This is a genomic window from bacterium, assembly GCA_021372615.1.
Taxonomy (GTDB): Bacteria; Armatimonadota; Zipacnadia; order Zipacnadales; family UBA11051; genus JAJFUB01.
Genome location: JAJFUB010000034.1, coordinates 45,048 through 61,688, shown reverse-complemented (window position 1 = coordinate 61,688; position 16,641 = coordinate 45,048). Strand labels below are relative to the sequence as shown.

Sequence of the window (16,641 nt, the reverse complement as noted above, 5' to 3'; positions counted from 1 at the left end):
GCCGCTCCTGCCGCCGGGAGGGTACGGCTGTGCTAGTGTTGTGTCCCGCGATTGGCTATATGGTCCCAGTAGCGCGGGCGGCCCGCCCGCGCGGGCAGGCGAGCCGCCCGCCCTACTGGACAGCCTCCAGCCATCACCGGGACAGCTTGCGGATGGGTACGAACCCGAGCTGCACGACGATGGCCTGGCCGGCGTCGCTCTTCACGTAGTCCAGGTAGTCCTTGATGGCGCCACTCGGCTCGCCATCGGTGTACATGTACAGGGCACGGGAGATCGGATAGGACTTGTTCATGACCGTGTCCACGCTCGGCGCCACTGCCGCGCCGCCCTTGAGCCCGATGACCTTCAGCGTCTTGATCGTGTCGTCCACATAGCCCAGGCCGACGTAGCCGATGGCGCCCCTGCCCTGGGCCACGGTCGTCTTGACGGCCTCGTTCGAGGTCTGGTTCATCGTGCCGGCGGCGTAATCGCGCTGCTTGTCCTTGCCGCCGAGCTGCACGACCATCTCCTTGAAGGCGTCATAGGTGCCCGAGGCGGAGTCGCGGTTCACGAGCTGGATGGCCCCGAGGCCCTTCGCGCCCACCTCGTCCCACTTCGTGATCTTCCCGGTGTAGATGTCCGAGAGCTTCTGCACGGAGATCTCCGTGAGCGGGTTATCCCTGGAGACGATGACCGCTATGCCGTCGTAGGCGACCAGGTGCTCGACCGGGTTGACGCCCTTGGCGGCGGCGCTCTCCTTCTCCCTGGCCTTGATCTCGCGGGAGGCGTTGGCGATCTGGGCCGACTTGTTGCTGAGCGCCTCGATCCCCGCGCCCGAGCCGCCACCCGAGACGGCCAGGTTCACTTCCGGGCGCTGCTGGTTGAACGCGTCGCGCCACTTCTCGGCCAGCGGCAGCACGGTGGTGGAGCCGACCTGGCTGACGGTGGCGCCGGCGGCCTGTGGGCCCGGCTGGGCCTCGGTTCCCGGCATGGGCGGCGCCACGGCGGACTGGTCCGGCGGGCGGCTGCACCCGGTGCAGCACAGCCACGCTGCCAACACCGCACCCAATACTGCCACGGCAGTTACCGTTTTCATTGTCTGATTGCCCTCTCTTGTGCTCAGGGATACTTGACCTGGTATTGCAGGGCGAAGTTCGTGATCTTGTCGCCGGCGTAGTCCTCCAGCGCCTCGCCCTGCAGCGTCAGGCGCTCGTTGCTGCTCACGTCCCACGCCACGCCGGCGGTGTGGCGGGTGTAGTCGTTCGTCGCCCCTCGGTCGAACTCGTCATAGCGATAGAAGACCGTGGCCGTCGTCTCGGGAATCGCGTACTCCAGCGTCCCATACCAGCCGTCGGCGTCGGTGTTGTTGTAGTCTCCCGTGTAGTACTCGCCCTGGAGGGTAAGTCGACGGGCCAGCGGCACACGGGCATGCAGGCCCAAGACGTTCTCGCTTCCCCAGTCGGTGGACACGCCGGCGAGGTCCCGCTTTCGTGTGGCGCCCATGTAGCTTACCCCGGCCACGCCGGTATTGAGGACGGACCACTGCGCGCGCCCGAGGAAGGCGAAGCTGTCGCTGTCGGCGTTGCCGCTGCTGTCCTCGTCATACCACTTGGACATGCCGTTGGTCAGGCCCAGGTCCACTTGCGGCTGGCTCGGCTTGCCCTCGGGTGGCCGGACCATGAACCACACGCCGGTGGCGCGCTCGCCAGGGAAGAGCCGCCGCGCCGCCTCGCTGCGCTCCAGCGCCAAGCGCTTGGAGCTGGAGACCGGTACTTCGTACCCGAAGGGGACGGAGGTGAAGCCCACGGCCGCCTTGCACGTCCCATTCAGCGGGCGAGTGATCAGCGCGTCCTTCAGCTCGATCTCGCCATTGTCATCGTCCAGCCCCGCCAGGTCCACCTGCAGCTTGATTTCGCCCACCTCGCCGACCGGCCCCTCCAGCTTGACCCGTACCCGCCGCAGATCGAACGCGTCATCGTCCACGGCGTCGTCCCAGACATTGTAGCGTGCCTGGGTGTACCCACTGATCTTCCATTCTGCATGAGCCCCCGACACGCACGCCACCAGACATGCCGCCAGCCCCACGAAGCCGGCGAGTTGCTTGTTCCTCAAGGCAACCACCTATGGATCGTTGGATTCCCCCGTAGGAGTCTCACGACCGTCGGTACCAGACGCTGTGGTTACCTTATCCCGGGGCGGTTAAGTGGGGGTTAGGCGCGTGTTAAGGTGAGGTTATGGTCACAGGGGGTGGGAGACGGCCGTGGTCCGTGAGGAGGGCTCGTGTCTCAGGCCGCCTCGGCCTGGGAGCCCGGGGCCATGGCCAGGCGTCCGGCATGGATGAGCGCCTGGTATGCCCCGGCGCCCGCCAGGCCGCCCACCAGCGGGGCGAGGATGTAGACCCAGACGTCCACGCGGCGCGGGCCGGGGATGGCGATGGTCCCCCACCCGGCGAAGTACGCCACGATGCGCGGGGCGAAGTCGCGCATGGGGTTCAGTCCTGCCTGGGTCAGGGGGGCCACGATGCTGATGATGATGGCCACCGCAAAGCCGATGAGGAGGGGATGCAGGTTCGCCCTGCCGGCGGACGCGTCGTTGCGGGGGTCCGTCAGCGCCATGATGAAGAACAGCAGGAACGCCGTGCCCACGGCCTCGGCCAGGAAGGCGGTCTTCACGCCGACTTGCACGAAGGCCTCGGCGTCGGTGCCGTAGACCGCGGGGTTGGGGAAGTACTCGCCGAACCACATGGCCGAGAGCTGGCTGCCGGGCATCCCGCGCACGATGTGATGCGTGGCCTCGAAGTGCAGGCACGTACCGTTGAAGAGCACCAGCAGCGTGGCCGCCGCCAAAACGCCGCCGGCCATCTGCGCCAGCACGTACGGCAGCACCTTGCCGGCCGGGAACTTGCGGTACACGGCCATCGCCAGCGTCACCGCCGGGTTCAGGTGCGCCCCGGAGACCGAGCCCACGGCGTAGATCGCCAGCGCGATGGCAAAGCCCCAGACGGAGGCCACCTGCCAGAGGCCCGTGTGCCCGCCCATCAGGACCGAGACGGCCACCGCGCCAGGCCCGAAGAAGCACAGGACGTACGAGCCCGCGGCTTCGGCGAACATCTCGGCGCAGAGCCGGCTCCTCACGCCATCCCCTCCAGTAGCTGCCGCGCCACGCGCACGATCTCCGCGCACACGGCGACCACGGCCGGATGATCCAGCGGGATGGTCTCCGCCGGCAGGACCGCGCTGTCAATGCCCGCACCGCTGAGGACCTCATCCACGCGCACGGTCGCGTGCACGGGATAGCCCTTCTGCGCGACGAGGTGATTGGCACAGAGCCTGTCGCATGACTCGATGGCGATGACATAGTCCTGCTGGACGAAGATGACGTCCTCGGGGACTTCGGCGAACAGCGCCGGGGCGCAGCCGAGGTCGGCGGCCCGCCCCAACTCGGCCAGGGCGGCGTAGGTAGCCTGTCGGCCTACCGTCGCGGCGGCGCTGGTGCTGCCCAGGCAGGGCTGCAGGCAGACCCGATCGGGCATCATGCCACCTCCTCGGCGGTTAGATCGTCCTGCAGCCGGCGCACCTCGGCGCTGATCCCGGCGGCCACGTCGGCGACCGCCGCCAGCCCGATCTCGCCCAGGTTCGCGCGGTCCTCACCCGCCAGCCGCATATGGTCCCTCTGGACCAGTGTGAGCGCAAACAGCTTCGAGACGACGTTGAGGCCCTTGGCTTCGCACAGGATCGTGCCGCAGTGCTCGCGGCAGCCGTCCACGAGGATGACAGGCAATGCCCGGCCTTGCTGCAGCACCTCCGGCACGTCGCCGGTCAGCGCGCCGACCGACAGCAGCACGACCTCGGGGTGTTGCTCCGCCACGCGGAGGCAGGCACGGCGCACGACAGTGGACATGAGCTGCCCGATGCCACTACAGCCCAGCAGGGCAACCGACGGACGGGCCTGCGATGTGCAGCGATTGCTCACTTCGTGCCTCCGGAGTGCCTATTGAAGCGCCTTGGCCAACAGCCGCTGCACCTCATCGGCCAGCAGCACTCGTCCCGCTGAGACAACCTTGCCGTCAATGACGAGGGCAGGCGTCAGGAGCGGCCCATAGGCCGTGATGTGGTCCAGGTCGGTCACATGCGCAACCTGGAAGGTCTCGGCGAATGACTCCCCCACCACTTCCAGGACCGTCGCGTGCAGCTTGCGGCACTTGGTGCAGCCGGGCCCGAGCACCTCGACGACGCGTTGTGTCGCGGCCGGCGCCTCCGTCTCGGGCAGCTCCTCCTGGCGGCGCGCGCACCAGGCCGCCAGCACCTGCAGCTCCGCCGAGATGTGCTCCAGGGCCGCCTCCAGCTCGTCCACCCGGGCTTCGAGGCCGGTCACGACCTCCTCGGGGGCCGGCGGGGCCGCCCCACCCTCCAGCAGACGCGTCAGTTCCGACCGGGGGATGCGGTGTCGGCCGCCGGGCAGCTTGTGGGACTTGAGCTTCCCGGCGTAGATGTAGCGCTTGACCGTGATCTCGCTAACGTTGAGAGTCTCAGCGGCCTCGGCGAGGGACAGAAGCTCATCCACTGGAGTCACCCTCCTGCGTGTCATACCGTATCATAGCGATACAGAAGATATCACATCCTGTACCTACCTGATCCGCAAGAGAACGGCAAGAACGGATGCCCAGGCGCCGGGCAGGCCCCCGCCTCCGGTGTGGTGAAACCTCCGTCATGCCGCGACGGCCCCGAATGCCCTGCCTATCGCTACCGACCAGGGTCGGCACCGACTATCCGGGGACGCCCCGCACCTGGCGCCTGGGCGACCGCACACTGGTTGAGCTACAGGAGCTGGTGGCCTGCGGCCTGTCGCCCCTGGAGGCCCTCACCGCCGCGACGCAGGTAAATGCCGCCGCCTATCGAAAGCTCCCTTCCCTCGGCACACTGGAGCCGGGCAAGCTAGCCGACCTGCTCGTCGTGTCCGGCGACCCCGCCACCGATGTGAGCCTGCTGTACGACGCACGGAACCTGTGCCTGGTCCTCAAGGAGGGCCGGGTGGAGTATGCCGACGACGCTCACCGGCAGTTCTACCGGATTGCCGACGAATAGACGGAGGAACCCATGGCTACCCCGATTCTCGACACCTCACACAGCCCCCATGTGCGCCTGCACACCGTGCCCCTGCCCGCCGTGCGCCTGGCCGACGACGCCTTCTGGACGCCCCTGCGCCGGGGCAATGTCGAGAACGGCCTCCCGCGCTTGCATGGCCTGCTCGAAGAGAACGGCCACATGGACAACTTCCGCCGCCTCGCCGGCAAGGACGTGGCGCGCCGGGGCCCGCTCTTCACCGACTCGGACCTCTACAAGTGGATCGAGGCCGCCGGCTATGTGCTGCAGACCGAGGACCACCCGGACCTGCGCAGCCTCCTGGAGGCCGACATCGCCGACATCGCCGCGGCCCAGGGCGACGACGGCTACCTGAGCACCTACTTCATCGAGGAGCGGGCCGGCGAGCGCTACCAGCACCTGGAGTACTCGCACGAGATGTACTGCGCCGGCCACCTGATGCAGGGCGCCGTGGCGGTCGCCCGCGCCACCGGCGATGACACGCTGCTGCAGGTCGCCTGTCGCTTCGCCGACCACCTCGACAGCGTCTTCGGCCCCGGCAGAAACGGCACGACCGACGGCCACCCCGAAGTCGAGCTGGCGCTCATCGAGCTATACCGCCACACCCGCGAGCGGCGCTACCTCGACCTGGCTGCCTTCCTGCTGAGCCGCCCGCAGTCACACGCCAACCTCCCGCCCATCGCCCAGCGCGAGAGCCTCATCGGCCACGCCGTGCGGTCGTCGTACATCTGTTGCGGGGGGGCTGACCTCGTAATGGAGACGGGCGACCCGGAGATGATGGCCAACCTGCAGCGCCTGTGGCAGGACCTCGTCGGCGGCAAGATCTACGTGACCGGCGGCGTCGGAGCCCGCTACGAGGGCGAGGCCTTCGGCGAGCCGTACGAGCTGCCCAACGCGCGCGCCTACGCCGAGACGTGCGCCCAGATCGGCCACTTCATGTGGGCCTTCCGCATGCTCCTGCTCACCGGCGAAGGCCAGTACGCGGAGGCGATGGAGTGGATCCTCTACAACGGTCTGCGCAGCGGCGTGGACCTGGACGGCTACCAGTACTTCTACATGAATCCACTCGCCCACGACGGGAAGGAATCCGTATCGGCCACCGGGCACCGCGTGCCGCCCACGCAGCGCAGCACATGGCACGGCTGCACCTGCTGCCCGCCGAACGTCCAGCGCCTGCTCGCCTCGCTGCCCGGCTACTTCGTCACCGTCGCCGAGCGCGAGGTGCACGTGCACCTGTACGATGCGCTGGAGGCCGCAGTGGACGTGCCGGGCGTGGGCCCGGTGCGCCTGAAGATCGAGACGCGCTACCCGTGGGACGGGGGCATCACGATCACGGTCGGGCTCGACGAGGCCGCGGACTTCGCGCTGCACCTGCGCATCCCCACGTGGGCCGATGGCGCGGCGGCTTTCGTCGGCGGGGCTCAGCCCCTGGCGGGCGAGCCGGGCACCTACCTCGTCATCCAGCGGCAGTGGCAGCCGGGTGACGTGGTGCAGCTTGACCTGCCGATGGCACTGGAGGCGCTCGAGGCCCATCCCAACGTCACCGAGGACCGGGGTGCCGTGGCGCTCAAGCGCGGACCGATCGTGTACTGTGTGGAGAGCGTGGATCACCGGACGCCGGTGGCAGAGCTGTCGGTGTCGGTGACCCCGGGTGAGGGCCTGCCGGCGAGTTGGGAGGCTGTCTGGCGCGAGGATCTGCTCGGCGGGGTCGTCGTCATCGAGGGGCCTGGCTTTGGCTGCGTGCCGACCGAACGGCCGCTGTATGCGGCGGTCGCCCAGGGCTACAAGACCGGCCAGGTGCCGGCGCACATCACCGCCATCCCCTACTACGCCTGGGCCAATCGCGGCCCGGCGGCGATGCGGGTGTGGGTGGCGAGTAAGGCCGACCGCGAGGTTACGTAGGAGACCGAGGCGTGAACATCGAGCAGGCGTCGAGCAAGGTCCTCCAGCTACTCAACGCTCGCGGCCACCTCAGCAACAGCGAGCTAGTGGGCGCAGTGGACGACGACCTCGAGCTAGCACAGGACGTGCGCCATGGTCTCGTGCGAGACAAGCTGGCCGTTGACGGGCCCACGGGCCTGGCCCCCGCCCCCTCGGCGCGTGCAGAGGGCGGGCCGGGCGAACCCGCCCCCGAAGGCGCGTGGATCTTTGTTTCCCATTCGCACCGGGATCTTGAAGAGGTCCGCCGTGTCCGCAATGCACTGGAGGCCAAGGGACACAATCCCTTGCTGTTCTTCCTGCGCTGCCTGGACGACAACGCCGAGCTGGATGACCTGATCAGGCGCGAGATCGAGGCGCGCACGTGGTTCCTGCTCTGTGACAGCCCCAACGCGCGCAACTCCAAGTGGGTGCAGATGGAGCTGGAGTACATCAGGGGGCTTCCGGGCAAATACACGGCGAACGTGGATCTGACGCACGACTGGGACGAGCAACTCGCGGCGGTCACAGGGCTCTCGCGGCGTGTGACGATCTACATGGCCTATTCGCGGGAAGATCAGGAACTCGTCAGACCCATTGCCGAGGCTCTCAGGCAGCACGAATACCGGGTCTACTTCGACGATGATGACGCTGCGGGCGTGGACCTGGCCGGGATCATGCGGCGTAGCATCGAGACCGCTGCGGCCGAGGGTTTCATCCTGCTCTTCGTGAGCGAGGCCGGCCTTAGATCAGAGTGGGTCGAATACGAGTACAAGTATGCCCTCGAACAGGGCGGCATGGTTGTACCGGTCACCATCGGGCCAGCCGCAGACGGTGGCGCGGCCCCCGGCGGCACGCCGCTGCGAGAGGGCGATCAGGCGATGGACTTCACGACCGGCAGCTTCCAGGAGAACATGCAGACGTTGCTGCGCGTGCTCAAGACGAAGAACATGGATTCAGCGAGTTGAGCTACCCTTCCGCTCCTCGATCAGGGCCTGCTGGATCCTCTTCACATCCGCTCCCCGGATGACTCGCCTCCCCACCAGCGTCGTCGGTGTCGGCATCCGTGTCGTCATGCCGAAGCTGTTCTTCCCCAGGTCCCGCAGCGTTTGGATGGCGCGTTCTGAGGCGGTGACATTGACCGGCACATAGCTGATGCCCACGGCATCGAGCTGCTCAAAGAGCATGGTGCAGGCCCCTCACCCAGGGTTCTGGAAGACGACTACCGCACCGGGGCGGACGCCGAACCGGGCGCGGATGGCGTCCGCTTCCTGCTGGGGGATGGTCGAGCGCGCCGGGCTGAAGAAGACGACCATCAGCCCGATGAGCAGGATGATCCCCAGCGGTGAGGCCTTGGATGAACTCATGGGCTACCTCCGCCACTCCATCGGGTACTGCCCGTACTCATAGAACGCTGCATACAGCGCCTCGATGTTCTCGAAGGGGACTTCCTGGCCGATCTCACCGTGGAGCATGCAGCCGCCGGCGTCGGTGCTGAAGGCCTCGAGGGCTTCCCTGACCGCCGCGCGAATGTCGTTGGGCGTGCCGAAGGGGATGACCGTCTGGCGGCTGATGTCGGTGCGGATGCAGCAGCGGCCCCGGACGATCTCCCCCACGCGCCGCGTGCCCATGATGTCATGCTGGGGGTTCAGCAGCGTCACGCCGATCTCGATGAGGTCCTCGATGATCTCCAGGATCCACCCGTCCGAATGGAACCAGACCTGGATCCCGTGCTCGCGGGCAGGGGCGAACATCCTGGCATAGCGGGGCTTGAAGAACCGGCGCCACATGTCCGGGTGGATGAGCAGGGCGTGCTGGGCGCCCCAGTCGTCGCCGAAGGCGATGCAGTCCACGCCCATCTGCACATAGCGCTCGATGGAGTACAGGTTGTAGGCGACCATGCGGTCGGCCAGTTCGTTGACCCCCTCGTTATCCTCGGCCAGGTCTACGTAGTAGTTGGCGTTGCCGCGCAGATGCTGCATGTGTTGGAAGAACGGGCCGCCGCCGGCGCGCACGAACTCCCCGGCCTCCTGCCGCGGCTGGACGGAGGCCGCGAAGTCCGCGAAGTGCTTGTCATCGGGCAGTGGGGGGAACTCGTAGCCACGCCAGGCGTCCCAGTCGGGCAGGGCGGGCTGGTGGACCTCGCCCGAGGTATAGCCGCGCATCCGCCGCCACGTCGTGCCCCAGCCATCCACCCACTCGATGATGTCCTCGGCGCTCTCGTTGGCCGCGAGTTGGTGGGCCTGCGCGTTGGCCTTGATGTTCTCGTTGTCGAAATCGTCGGGGTACTTCTCGACGAGGTCGAGTAGCCTCTGCCCGTGGCGCCAGATCGCGCCGGGGAAGCAGTAGTGGTGGATGGGGCAGCGGTCCGGCCCGGTGAAGTTCATGGCGGCGAGAACGCGCTGGCGGCTGTCCATACCTGTGGAATCTCCTTCGAGGTTCTCTCTTGGGCCGACCAGATGTGGCTGCGTCAGCAGCTCATCTGCTCGTAGAGCCACTTGCAGCCGCCTTCTCTCCGATCAGCCTCCGGCCAGAGGCCGGCCAGTTGGCCAGGGCCGGAGTCGGGACCGACTACGAGAGGGACGCCGCCGCCGCTTGGGTACAGAACAAGTTGCCCGCATTCCTGGGCGAGACGGTGCACCAGGAAGACCTCTAGAGGCCAGTTCTGCCCATGGATGAAGAGGCCGACATCATCGTTCCCAAGGCGATCCCAGTCCCGGCACTGGAATATCACGAGATACGATGACTGCCCTGCCTCCCCCAACGCACCTGTCGCGTCCCACCGCACCTCGACCACGTGGCGCAGCAGTCCCTCGACTGCCTCCGGGGCGCCCGCAGGGGGCCGCACGATGACCTCTTCGCTGCCGTGAGGCACTGCCAGCAGGCCCTCTGCCTCGATGGCCGCGATCACTTCCTGCCGCGTGGGCCACCTGTTGCCCTCGTTGACGACCGGCGGCCGGCAGCCCTCGCCAACCAGGTAGTTCGCCCACTGCTGCACATAAGGCATCACCACCTCGTTGTTGGCCATGCCAATCCACTCCTCAGCAGGAGCTGCGCCGGAAGCAGCACCTAGCCGTTCACCTGGTAGGTCTCGCCGGCCTGCAACGTAACCGTCTGGTCCTGATCCCCATGGATGATCCGGCAGGGACCAGTCTCCTGGGCGGTGACAATTGCCTCCATCAGCCGCCCCGCCGCCCACTTCATATCCACCACAAATCCTCCTCGCGCCCGCAGCCCCTTCACCTCTCCACTCGGCCAGACCTCCGGTAAGGCCGGCAGCAGATGCAGCCGCCCGCCGCGGCTCTGCAGCAGCATCTCCAGGATCGCCGCCGCTCCGCCGAAGTTGCCCTCGATCTGGAAGATGCGCGGCGGGTGCAGGTCCAGCAGTGCGTCGGTCACGAAGTCCGTCGCCAGGTGCATCAGGTGCGCCCACGCCGCCTCCGCGTCACCCAGGCGCGCGAAGCAGCACGCCGTCCAGGCGCGGCTCCAGCCGGTGTGGCCGCCGAAGTTCTCCAGTCGGATCTCCAGTGACCGCCGCGCCGCCGTGAACAGCTCCGGGCTGTCCAGTGGATCAATCTGGTCGCCCGGATAGAGCGCGTACAGGTGCGATAGGTGCCGATGGCCGGGCTCGACTTCCTCGAACTCCCGGTCCCACTCAAGCAGTTGTCCGCGCGAGCCGACCTGCAGCGGCGGCAACTGGCCCAGCATGTCCTGCCACGTGCGGCGCAGGTCCTCGTCTACGCCCAGGGCCTCGGACGCCGCGACCGCGTGGCGGAGGCACTCGTGCGCCAGCTCCACATCCATCGCCGCTGAGATGCCGATGGAGACAGGGAAACGACTGCCGCTGCCAACGAAGCGGTTCTCGGGCGACTGCGAGGGCATGACTTGCAGGACGCCCTCCGCGTCCGCGACGAGATAGTCCTCGTAGAACGCCGCGACGTCCTTGATGAACGGGTAGGCGCGGTCGGCGAGGAACTGCCGGTCGCGGCCGAAGTCCCAGCGCCACCAGAAGTGCTGCGCCAGCCAGGCCGCCGCACCGATCCACACCGCCCAGCCGTAGGACTCCGGGGTGGCGCGGCCCCACGGGTCGGTCTGGATCGGGAACCACACGCCGCGGCAGCCGTACAGGTCGCGCGCGGCTTTGCGGGCGTGCGGCACGAAGCGCTCGATGTGGCGGAACAGCGCCTCGATGCACTCCGTCATGCCCGCCGGCTCGGCGAACCAGTAGTTCATCTGCAGGTTCACGTCCTGGTGCAGGTCGCACTCCCACGGCGGGCGCAGGTCCTCGTTCCACTTGCCCTGCAGGTTCGCCGGCAGGTCGGCCAGCGCGGAGCTGGCCTGCATCAGGTGGCGGGCCAGATTGAAGTACAGCAGTGGCAGGCCGGGATCGGGCTCGCCATTGCGGGCGCGGTGAATGCGCTCGGGCGTCGGCATGGCCTCGCGGTCCGGCAAGTCGCCCAGTTCCAGGCTGAAGCCCCCGCGCCCGCGCTGGTAGGTCTCCGTGTGCGCCCGCACCAGGTCCGGCCACTCGTCCAGGCTCGGCAGCGGCGCGTCACATTCGGCCGCCGCGTCGGGCTGCTTCACATTGGTGCCCAGGTCCAGCGCCAGCAGCAGCTCCCGCGCGCCGCTGACGATCAGGCGGTTGTCGCCGTTCGCCCGTACCGTGCCCTCACGCACCGCCGCCTGGCAGCGTACGTGGAACTCGATGCCGTCGCGGATGGCGCCGTGCAGGTCGAGTTGACTGCCGGCGGCGCGGCGCGTCAGCGTGCAGTCGGGGTCGAAGCCGCGGTCGAGTTGCACGACGCACTCGAGGGGGTACTCGTCGAACGCGACGTGCACGTAGATCGCGTCGTGGCTCAGGTCGGCGACGTAGGTGCGGGTGATGCGGTTGCCGTGCTGGGCGTCGTACTCCACGCGCACGATGCCGCTCTCCAGGTCGAGGCTGCGGCGGTAGTGGTGGTATGGCCCGTGGCTGAAGGTGAGCAGCAGGTCAGCAGCGGGCTGGTAGGGGTCCACGCGGTTCCGGACGCCGCTGATGCCGCCCGCGCCGCCGAAGGCGTCGTTGGCAGCCTGCGCGGCCTCCTCCCAACGCTCCTGCCGCAGCAACTCCCGCACGGGCTCGAGCAAGTGGGCCCGGGGCTCTGTGTCGCGCTGGCGGTTGCGACCGGTCCAGAGCCACTCGTGGTTCAGCGTCACCTGCTCGCGCTTCACGCCGCCGAGGACCATCGCGGCCAGGCGCCCCGTGCCGATGGGCAGGCCCTCGAGCCAGTCGGCGGCGGGCTTGTTCATCCAGATGGTGGTGTTCATGTAAGCCTCCCGGAACGGCAACCCACCCCCGGCCCTGCGGGCCGACCCCTCCCCAGTGGGGAGGGGTTGCTCTGTTCGATGGCGTTGTGACTACAATGCCGGTAGTGTCGGCCCCTGCCGCAACCGGCGGAAGCACATCCCCGGCATGCTTCAGGGAATCCGACCAACGGTCGAGCCCCGGGACCCCTCCCCTGTGGGGAGGGGTCGGCGCGCTAGCGCCGGGGGTGGGTGAGCCGTACCCCCGCCTCCGCCAGCGCCGCCGGCAGGTCCAGCAGGTTCGTCAGCGTCACATCGGCCTCGGCCTCGTCGGCGCCCAGGTAGACGGTCAGCATCCCCAACTCCTGCGCCGGGACGAGGTTCCACGGGAAGTCCTCGACCATCCCCACCTCGGCCGCCGGGCGGCCGAGGGCGTCCAGCACGCACTGGTAGGCCGCGTGCTCGGGCTTGGGGCGCCAGCCGAGGGCCTCGATGTCGAACACGCGCTGGAAGCAGTGGTCAATCCCCAGCGCCGCCAGCACGCGGCGGGCATAGTTGCCCGCCGCATTGGTGACGACGAACCGGTCGGCGTCGAGGCCCTGCAGCATCCCCGCCAGCGCCTCGTCACGGCCCAGGTACTCGCGCGGGTCGAGGTCCTCCAGGCTGTGGAGGTACAGCTCGCGCTGGGGCAGGCCGTACTCGATCTCCGCCCCGCGGGCGGTCGTGCCGTACTCGCGCCAGAGCCGCCGGCGCTCGGCGTCGGCCTGCTCGCGCGGCAGGTTCAGGCGATGGGCAAGGTAGTCGGTGATGCGCCGGTCCCCGGCCGGCAGCAAGCCGGTCTCCGGCGCGTAGAGCGTCTGATCCAGATCGAAGAGAAGGGCGGTGATGGTGCGTGTGGGCATATGTGATTCGCGAAGGACGGCTCGAAGGCTCCTCACCCCTCCCCCTCTCCCTCGCACGATACGGCTGTGCTCCGGAGAGGGGCGGTCGCATGTTGCTCTATGACTTCGCAGCCACGAAGTGGCCGGACGACACCCCTCTCCGGAGCGCGGGGCTGTATCCCGCGCGAGGGAGAGGGGGAGGGGTGAGGAGCCGTTCGCCGTTCCGGCATCGCACGTCTACTGCGTCTTCACCAGCACCAGCCGCTCCACGTAGATGGCGTCCTTGTCGCCCTCCTTGGCATGCGGGAAGCGCGGGCCCGTGAACTTGATGTTGGCCCAGACCTCGAACTTCTGGTCGGGCTTGGCGGCGTCGTAGGCGTTGTCAATGTCTACCTGGATGATCCAGCTCCAGAAGAAGTACGCGTAGTACGACGGCTCAAGGGGGAAGACGCCCATCTTGTACCAGTGGTAGCCCGGCCCCGTGATGTCCTCGGCCTTGATGGCGGCGCCACCGACGAACTTCTTCTGCTGCACCCCGTACAGGCCCCATGGCATCGGCAGCACGTACTTCTCCTGGCTGGTTGTCTCCGGGGCGGTGAGGTCCAGCTTGTTGGTGAAGCCGCTCTCGGCCTCGGGGTCCTTGATGACCTTGACGACGTCCGCCCAGTTGCGGGTCATGTCGGCGGTGTAGTCAAAGACCGTGCCGCGCGGCAGGTCACGGAACCTGGCGGGCAGCGGCACCGAGCCGGGCAGCGACGTGTAGCGCCGCATCTCCTTCTCAGCCGCAGCCTTCTCCTTGGCCTGCCCGGCCTCACTCATGCGCAGCTTGGCCTCGGCCAGCCAAGTCGCCATGGCGCGCTGGGCGACGGCATCGCGGCTGGGCGGGGCCTGGTCGGCCGGCTGGCCCAGCGCCTGCCACTCGCTGTTGAGCTTGGTGTAGGCCACCACGCTCGCCCGGTCCAGCGGCAGCCGCGCGTGGCGCACGCGCCGTAGCAGCGTGGCGTCGTTGCCGACAGCCTGCTCAGCCTGGTCGAACAGCTTCTGGGCGCGGTTGATGAAGCCGAGGTTCAGGTACGTGAGCGACATCGGCGTCGAGCCCCAGTTGGTGTGCGTCTGGCGCGCGATCATCTCGGCCTCCAGGGCCGCCAGGTAGTCGCGCACGAGCTTCCCCGCCGCCGGGCCGTAGAAGCCGTCGGTGAAGGTCCGCGCCAGCTTCTCGGTGTTGGCGTACGGGTCCTCGAGCAGCTTCATCATCATCCAGATCTTGAAGTCGCGCGCATCGCCGATGATGCCGTACTCATGCTCGGTGAACACGCCCTCGACATTGTGCTCGTGGTAGAACTTGAAGTCATCGTCATAGGTCTGCGTGGTGGGCAGCGGCATCCCCGCGGGGTTGGCGTAGGTCACCGCGTAGTCCCACACGCGCAGGTTCTTGGCGATGGCCGCCCAGCTCAGCAGGTGCTCGCGGAAGGCCTTGTTGTCTTCCGAGGTGATGGGCTTGGTGGGGTCGGAGCCGGTGTCGCACAGCCGGATGATGACATTGTCCCGTGGCCTGATATGCTTGGGCGCCTTCTGCGTGTACTGGTAGGCGAGGGTGTCAATGTGCACCCAGGGGTACTTGTCCTTGATGTTGTCGGCCAGGAAGTTCACGAAGTCCAGTAGCGGCCCGGCCTCGCTCTCCTCGGCTGTCGCGATCGCCTGGCAGCTATCGCAGGTGCAGTGGTTGTCCCAGTCGTTCTGCGAGACGCTGAAGACGTCCGGCGGCGGCGCCCCGGCGGCCTTGGCGGCCGCGGCGGTGGTCTCGATGAAGTTGGTCAGCTTCGCCAGAAACGCCTGGCGCAGTTCCGGGTTCGTCAGGCAGAGCTGCGAGGTGTCCACGACCCGCTGGCCCTTGATGAGCGAGTACCACTCGGGGTGCTCGGCCCCGTACTGCTTGGGCGGGAAGTACAGGTTGAAGGTGTGGACGTGGTAGGGCGGGCCGTAGTCGCGGCAGCCGCCGAACTCCGCCTGCATCCGTGCGTCGCCGTCGCGGTTGAGCCGGTTGCGCGCCGCGAACCGCCCGCCGTCATTGCCGTACAGCATGTAGATGTCGCGGTACGGGGTGACGGGCTTGCCGCGCAGCTCCGTGATCTTCGGGGCCAGCGTCTTCGCCGGCGGCACCGTCTCCTCCCACGGGTTCCACCAGTGCACGCCCAGCACGTCCTCGAGCAGGCGGTAGACGGCGTAGAGCGTGCCGCGCGGGCGGCCGCCGGTCACGATCAGGTCCTGGCCGGAGGCGCGGATGACCCACTCCTCGGGCCCCAGCTTGTCAGCCAGCAGTCCTGCGCGAATGGCCGCTCCGGTCTGGCCCACGAAGATGTGGGCGGCCATCTGGGTCGCCTCACCAGGCTTGACGATGGTGAAGGGGCTGCCGACGATCTTGCCCAGGTAGTCCCCCAGCTCGGTCGCGGCGGTCTGCTCGGGCAACGTGGCCTCGGCAGCCACGATGATGTCCACCTGCGGCTTGCCGTCTCGGGCGATGGTGAAGCCGAAGGCGCTGCTGGCGACTGCCGCCAACAGGACAATGAGCCACAGTCTATGCATGGTCGTTCCTCCACGGGAAAGCTGGCCGGGTCGGCTACTGCCGCGGGGCGGCAGGTCCGGCCCAGCCACACGGCGAATGGCTAGAAGCTTCGCGTCATTCCTGCCGTTGACCTGCCGGCACCGACCAGGGGCATGACCTATGGCGCAGGAACCTGATGGCCCCATCGCGTTGCGCGCACGCTTTCTGGCGGACCTCAGCCACGAGGTCCGCAGCCCCCTCCACGCCATCATCGGCTTCTCCGAACTGCTGACCGATGAGGCCTTCGGCCCCCTCAACCCGGACCAGAAGTCGGTTGCGCAGGACATCCACAGCGCCGCCGAGCACCTCCTGCAGCTCATCAATGACGTCCTGGACCTCTCCCGCCTGCAGATGGCCAAGCTCGACCTGCAGATCGAGGTACTGTCCCTGGCGGCGGTGGTGGAGCGTTCGGTGCACATTGCCCGCGGACTGGCCCATGAGAAGCGCCTGGCGCTGGCGGCCGAGGTGGATCCCGCCCTGGCGGCGCGCGCGGATGAGCGCCGCGTCCTGCAGGTCCTGCACAACCTGCTGGCCAACGCCATCCGCTACAGCCCCCCAGGGGGCACGGTGACGATCACGGCCCGCCCGGAAGAGACCGTGGTCTGGACGCTGGTGCATGACCAGGGCCCGGGTATCGCCCCGGACGACCAGGAGCGCATCTTCGAGCCCTTTGTTGCGCTGGAGGTCAGCGGCATCGAGCCAGGCGCCGGACTGGGGCTATCGGTGTGTCAAAACCTGCTGCACGCCATGGGCGGCGACATCCGCGTAGACAGCGCGCCGGGCCAGGGTGCCACGTTCATGTTCAGCCTGCCACGGGCCGAGCGGCCCGACTGAGCTGACTCCAGTAGAAAACGCCACCCCCAGGCCAGGGGTGGCG

Annotated in this window: 17 protein-coding genes; 4 read left to right on the top strand and 13 right to left on the bottom strand. The window is 68.0% G+C overall.

Annotated elements, in window-relative coordinates; genetic code table 11:
- Positions 1-133: 133 nt before the first annotated feature.
- The 6 genes from LLH23_05640 to LLH23_05615 form a co-directional block, all read right to left on the bottom strand.
- A complete protein-coding gene (locus LLH23_05640) occupies positions 134-1,075 on the bottom strand; it encodes a PstS family phosphate ABC transporter substrate-binding protein (GenBank protein MCE5237956.1) in 942 nt (313 codons plus the stop codon).
- Positions 1,076-1,098: 23 nt separating this feature from the next.
- The gene (locus tag LLH23_05635) at positions 1,099-2,091 is read right to left on the bottom strand and encodes an OprO/OprP family phosphate-selective porin (GenBank protein ID MCE5237955.1); all 993 of its coding nucleotides are present in this window, start codon (positions 2,089-2,091) and stop codon (positions 1,099-1,101) included.
- 173 nt (positions 2,092-2,264) lie between these two features.
- The gene (locus LLH23_05630; protein MCE5237954.1) at positions 2,265-3,113 is read right to left on the bottom strand and encodes an aquaporin; all 849 of its coding nucleotides are present in this window, start codon (positions 3,111-3,113) and stop codon (positions 2,265-2,267) included.
- Positions 3,110-3,514 (bottom strand): hypothetical protein, encoded by a 405-nt coding sequence (locus LLH23_05625; GenBank protein MCE5237953.1) that lies wholly within the window; start codon positions 3,512-3,514, stop codon positions 3,110-3,112. Before LLH23_05625 ends, LLH23_05630 begins: the two co-directional genes overlap by 4 nt.
- Positions 3,511-3,951, bottom strand: a complete 441-nt coding sequence (locus LLH23_05620; protein MCE5237952.1) for a hypothetical protein — start codon at positions 3,949-3,951, stop codon at positions 3,511-3,513. The genes LLH23_05625 and LLH23_05620 overlap by 4 nt, the downstream gene beginning before the upstream one ends.
- Before the next feature lie 18 nt (positions 3,952-3,969).
- Positions 3,970-4,542 carry an MTH895/ArsE family thioredoxin-like protein gene (locus LLH23_05615; GenBank protein ID MCE5237951.1) on the bottom strand — a complete coding sequence of 191 codons (573 nt, stop codon included), beginning with the start codon at positions 4,540-4,542 and terminating at the stop codon, positions 3,970-3,972.
- A 164-nt stretch (positions 4,543-4,706) separates the two neighbouring features.
- On the opposite strand from LLH23_05615, the gene LLH23_05610 reads away from it, so the two are divergent.
- Genes LLH23_05610 through LLH23_05600 form a run of 3 tightly spaced genes read left to right on the top strand, consistent with a single transcriptional unit; the run spans position 4,707 to position 7,966 of the window.
- Positions 4,707-5,063 carry an amidohydrolase family protein gene (locus LLH23_05610; protein ID MCE5237950.1) on the top strand — a complete coding sequence of 119 codons (357 nt, stop codon included), beginning with the start codon at positions 4,707-4,709 and terminating at the stop codon, positions 5,061-5,063.
- Between the two features lie 12 nt (positions 5,064-5,075).
- Entirely contained in the window at positions 5,076-6,983 is a 1,908-nt protein-coding gene (locus LLH23_05605) for a glycoside hydrolase family 127 protein (protein MCE5237949.1), read from the top strand.
- A gap of 11 nt (positions 6,984-6,994) precedes the next feature.
- Positions 6,995-7,966: a toll/interleukin-1 receptor domain-containing protein gene (locus tag LLH23_05600; GenBank protein MCE5237948.1), complete on the top strand. Its 972-nt coding sequence runs from the start codon at positions 6,995-6,997 to the stop codon at positions 7,964-7,966.
- Here LLH23_05600 and LLH23_05595 read toward each other — a convergent pair.
- The 7 genes from LLH23_05595 to LLH23_05565 all read right to left on the bottom strand — a co-directional run bounded on the left by LLH23_05595 (position 7,955) and on the right by LLH23_05565 (position 15,745).
- Positions 7,955-8,185 carry a hypothetical protein gene (locus tag LLH23_05595; protein ID MCE5237947.1) on the bottom strand — a complete coding sequence of 77 codons (231 nt, stop codon included), beginning with the start codon at positions 8,183-8,185 and terminating at the stop codon, positions 7,955-7,957. The genes LLH23_05600 and LLH23_05595 overlap by 12 nt on opposite strands.
- 12 nt (positions 8,186-8,197) lie before the next feature.
- Positions 8,198-8,365, bottom strand: coding sequence for a hypothetical protein (locus tag LLH23_05590; GenBank protein ID MCE5237946.1), 168 nt, complete (start codon positions 8,363-8,365; stop codon positions 8,198-8,200).
- A gap of 3 nt (positions 8,366-8,368) precedes the next feature.
- Positions 8,369-9,415 (bottom strand): hypothetical protein, encoded by a 1,047-nt coding sequence (locus LLH23_05585; protein MCE5237945.1) that lies wholly within the window; start codon positions 9,413-9,415, stop codon positions 8,369-8,371.
- Between the two features lie 53 nt (positions 9,416-9,468).
- Entirely contained in the window at positions 9,469-10,026 is a 558-nt protein-coding gene (locus tag LLH23_05580; protein ID MCE5237944.1) for a hypothetical protein, read from the bottom strand.
- 41 nt (positions 10,027-10,067) lie between these two features.
- Positions 10,068-12,305: a glycoside hydrolase family 95 protein gene (locus tag LLH23_05575; GenBank protein ID MCE5237943.1), complete on the bottom strand. Its 2,238-nt coding sequence runs from the start codon at positions 12,303-12,305 to the stop codon at positions 10,068-10,070.
- 212 nt (positions 12,306-12,517) lie between these two features.
- Positions 12,518-13,183 (bottom strand): HAD-IA family hydrolase, encoded by a 666-nt coding sequence (locus tag LLH23_05570; protein MCE5237942.1) that lies wholly within the window; start codon positions 13,181-13,183, stop codon positions 12,518-12,520.
- Positions 13,184-13,399: 216 nt separating this feature from the next.
- The gene (locus LLH23_05565; GenBank protein MCE5237941.1) at positions 13,400-15,745 is read right to left on the bottom strand and encodes a DUF4838 domain-containing protein; all 2,346 of its coding nucleotides are present in this window, start codon (positions 15,743-15,745) and stop codon (positions 13,400-13,402) included.
- Between the two features lie 139 nt (positions 15,746-15,884).
- On the opposite strand from LLH23_05565, the gene LLH23_05560 reads away from it, so the two are divergent.
- The gene (locus LLH23_05560; GenBank protein MCE5237940.1) at positions 15,885-16,598 is read left to right on the top strand and encodes a HAMP domain-containing histidine kinase; all 714 of its coding nucleotides are present in this window, start codon (positions 15,885-15,887) and stop codon (positions 16,596-16,598) included.
- Positions 16,599-16,641: the final 43 nt, after the last annotated feature.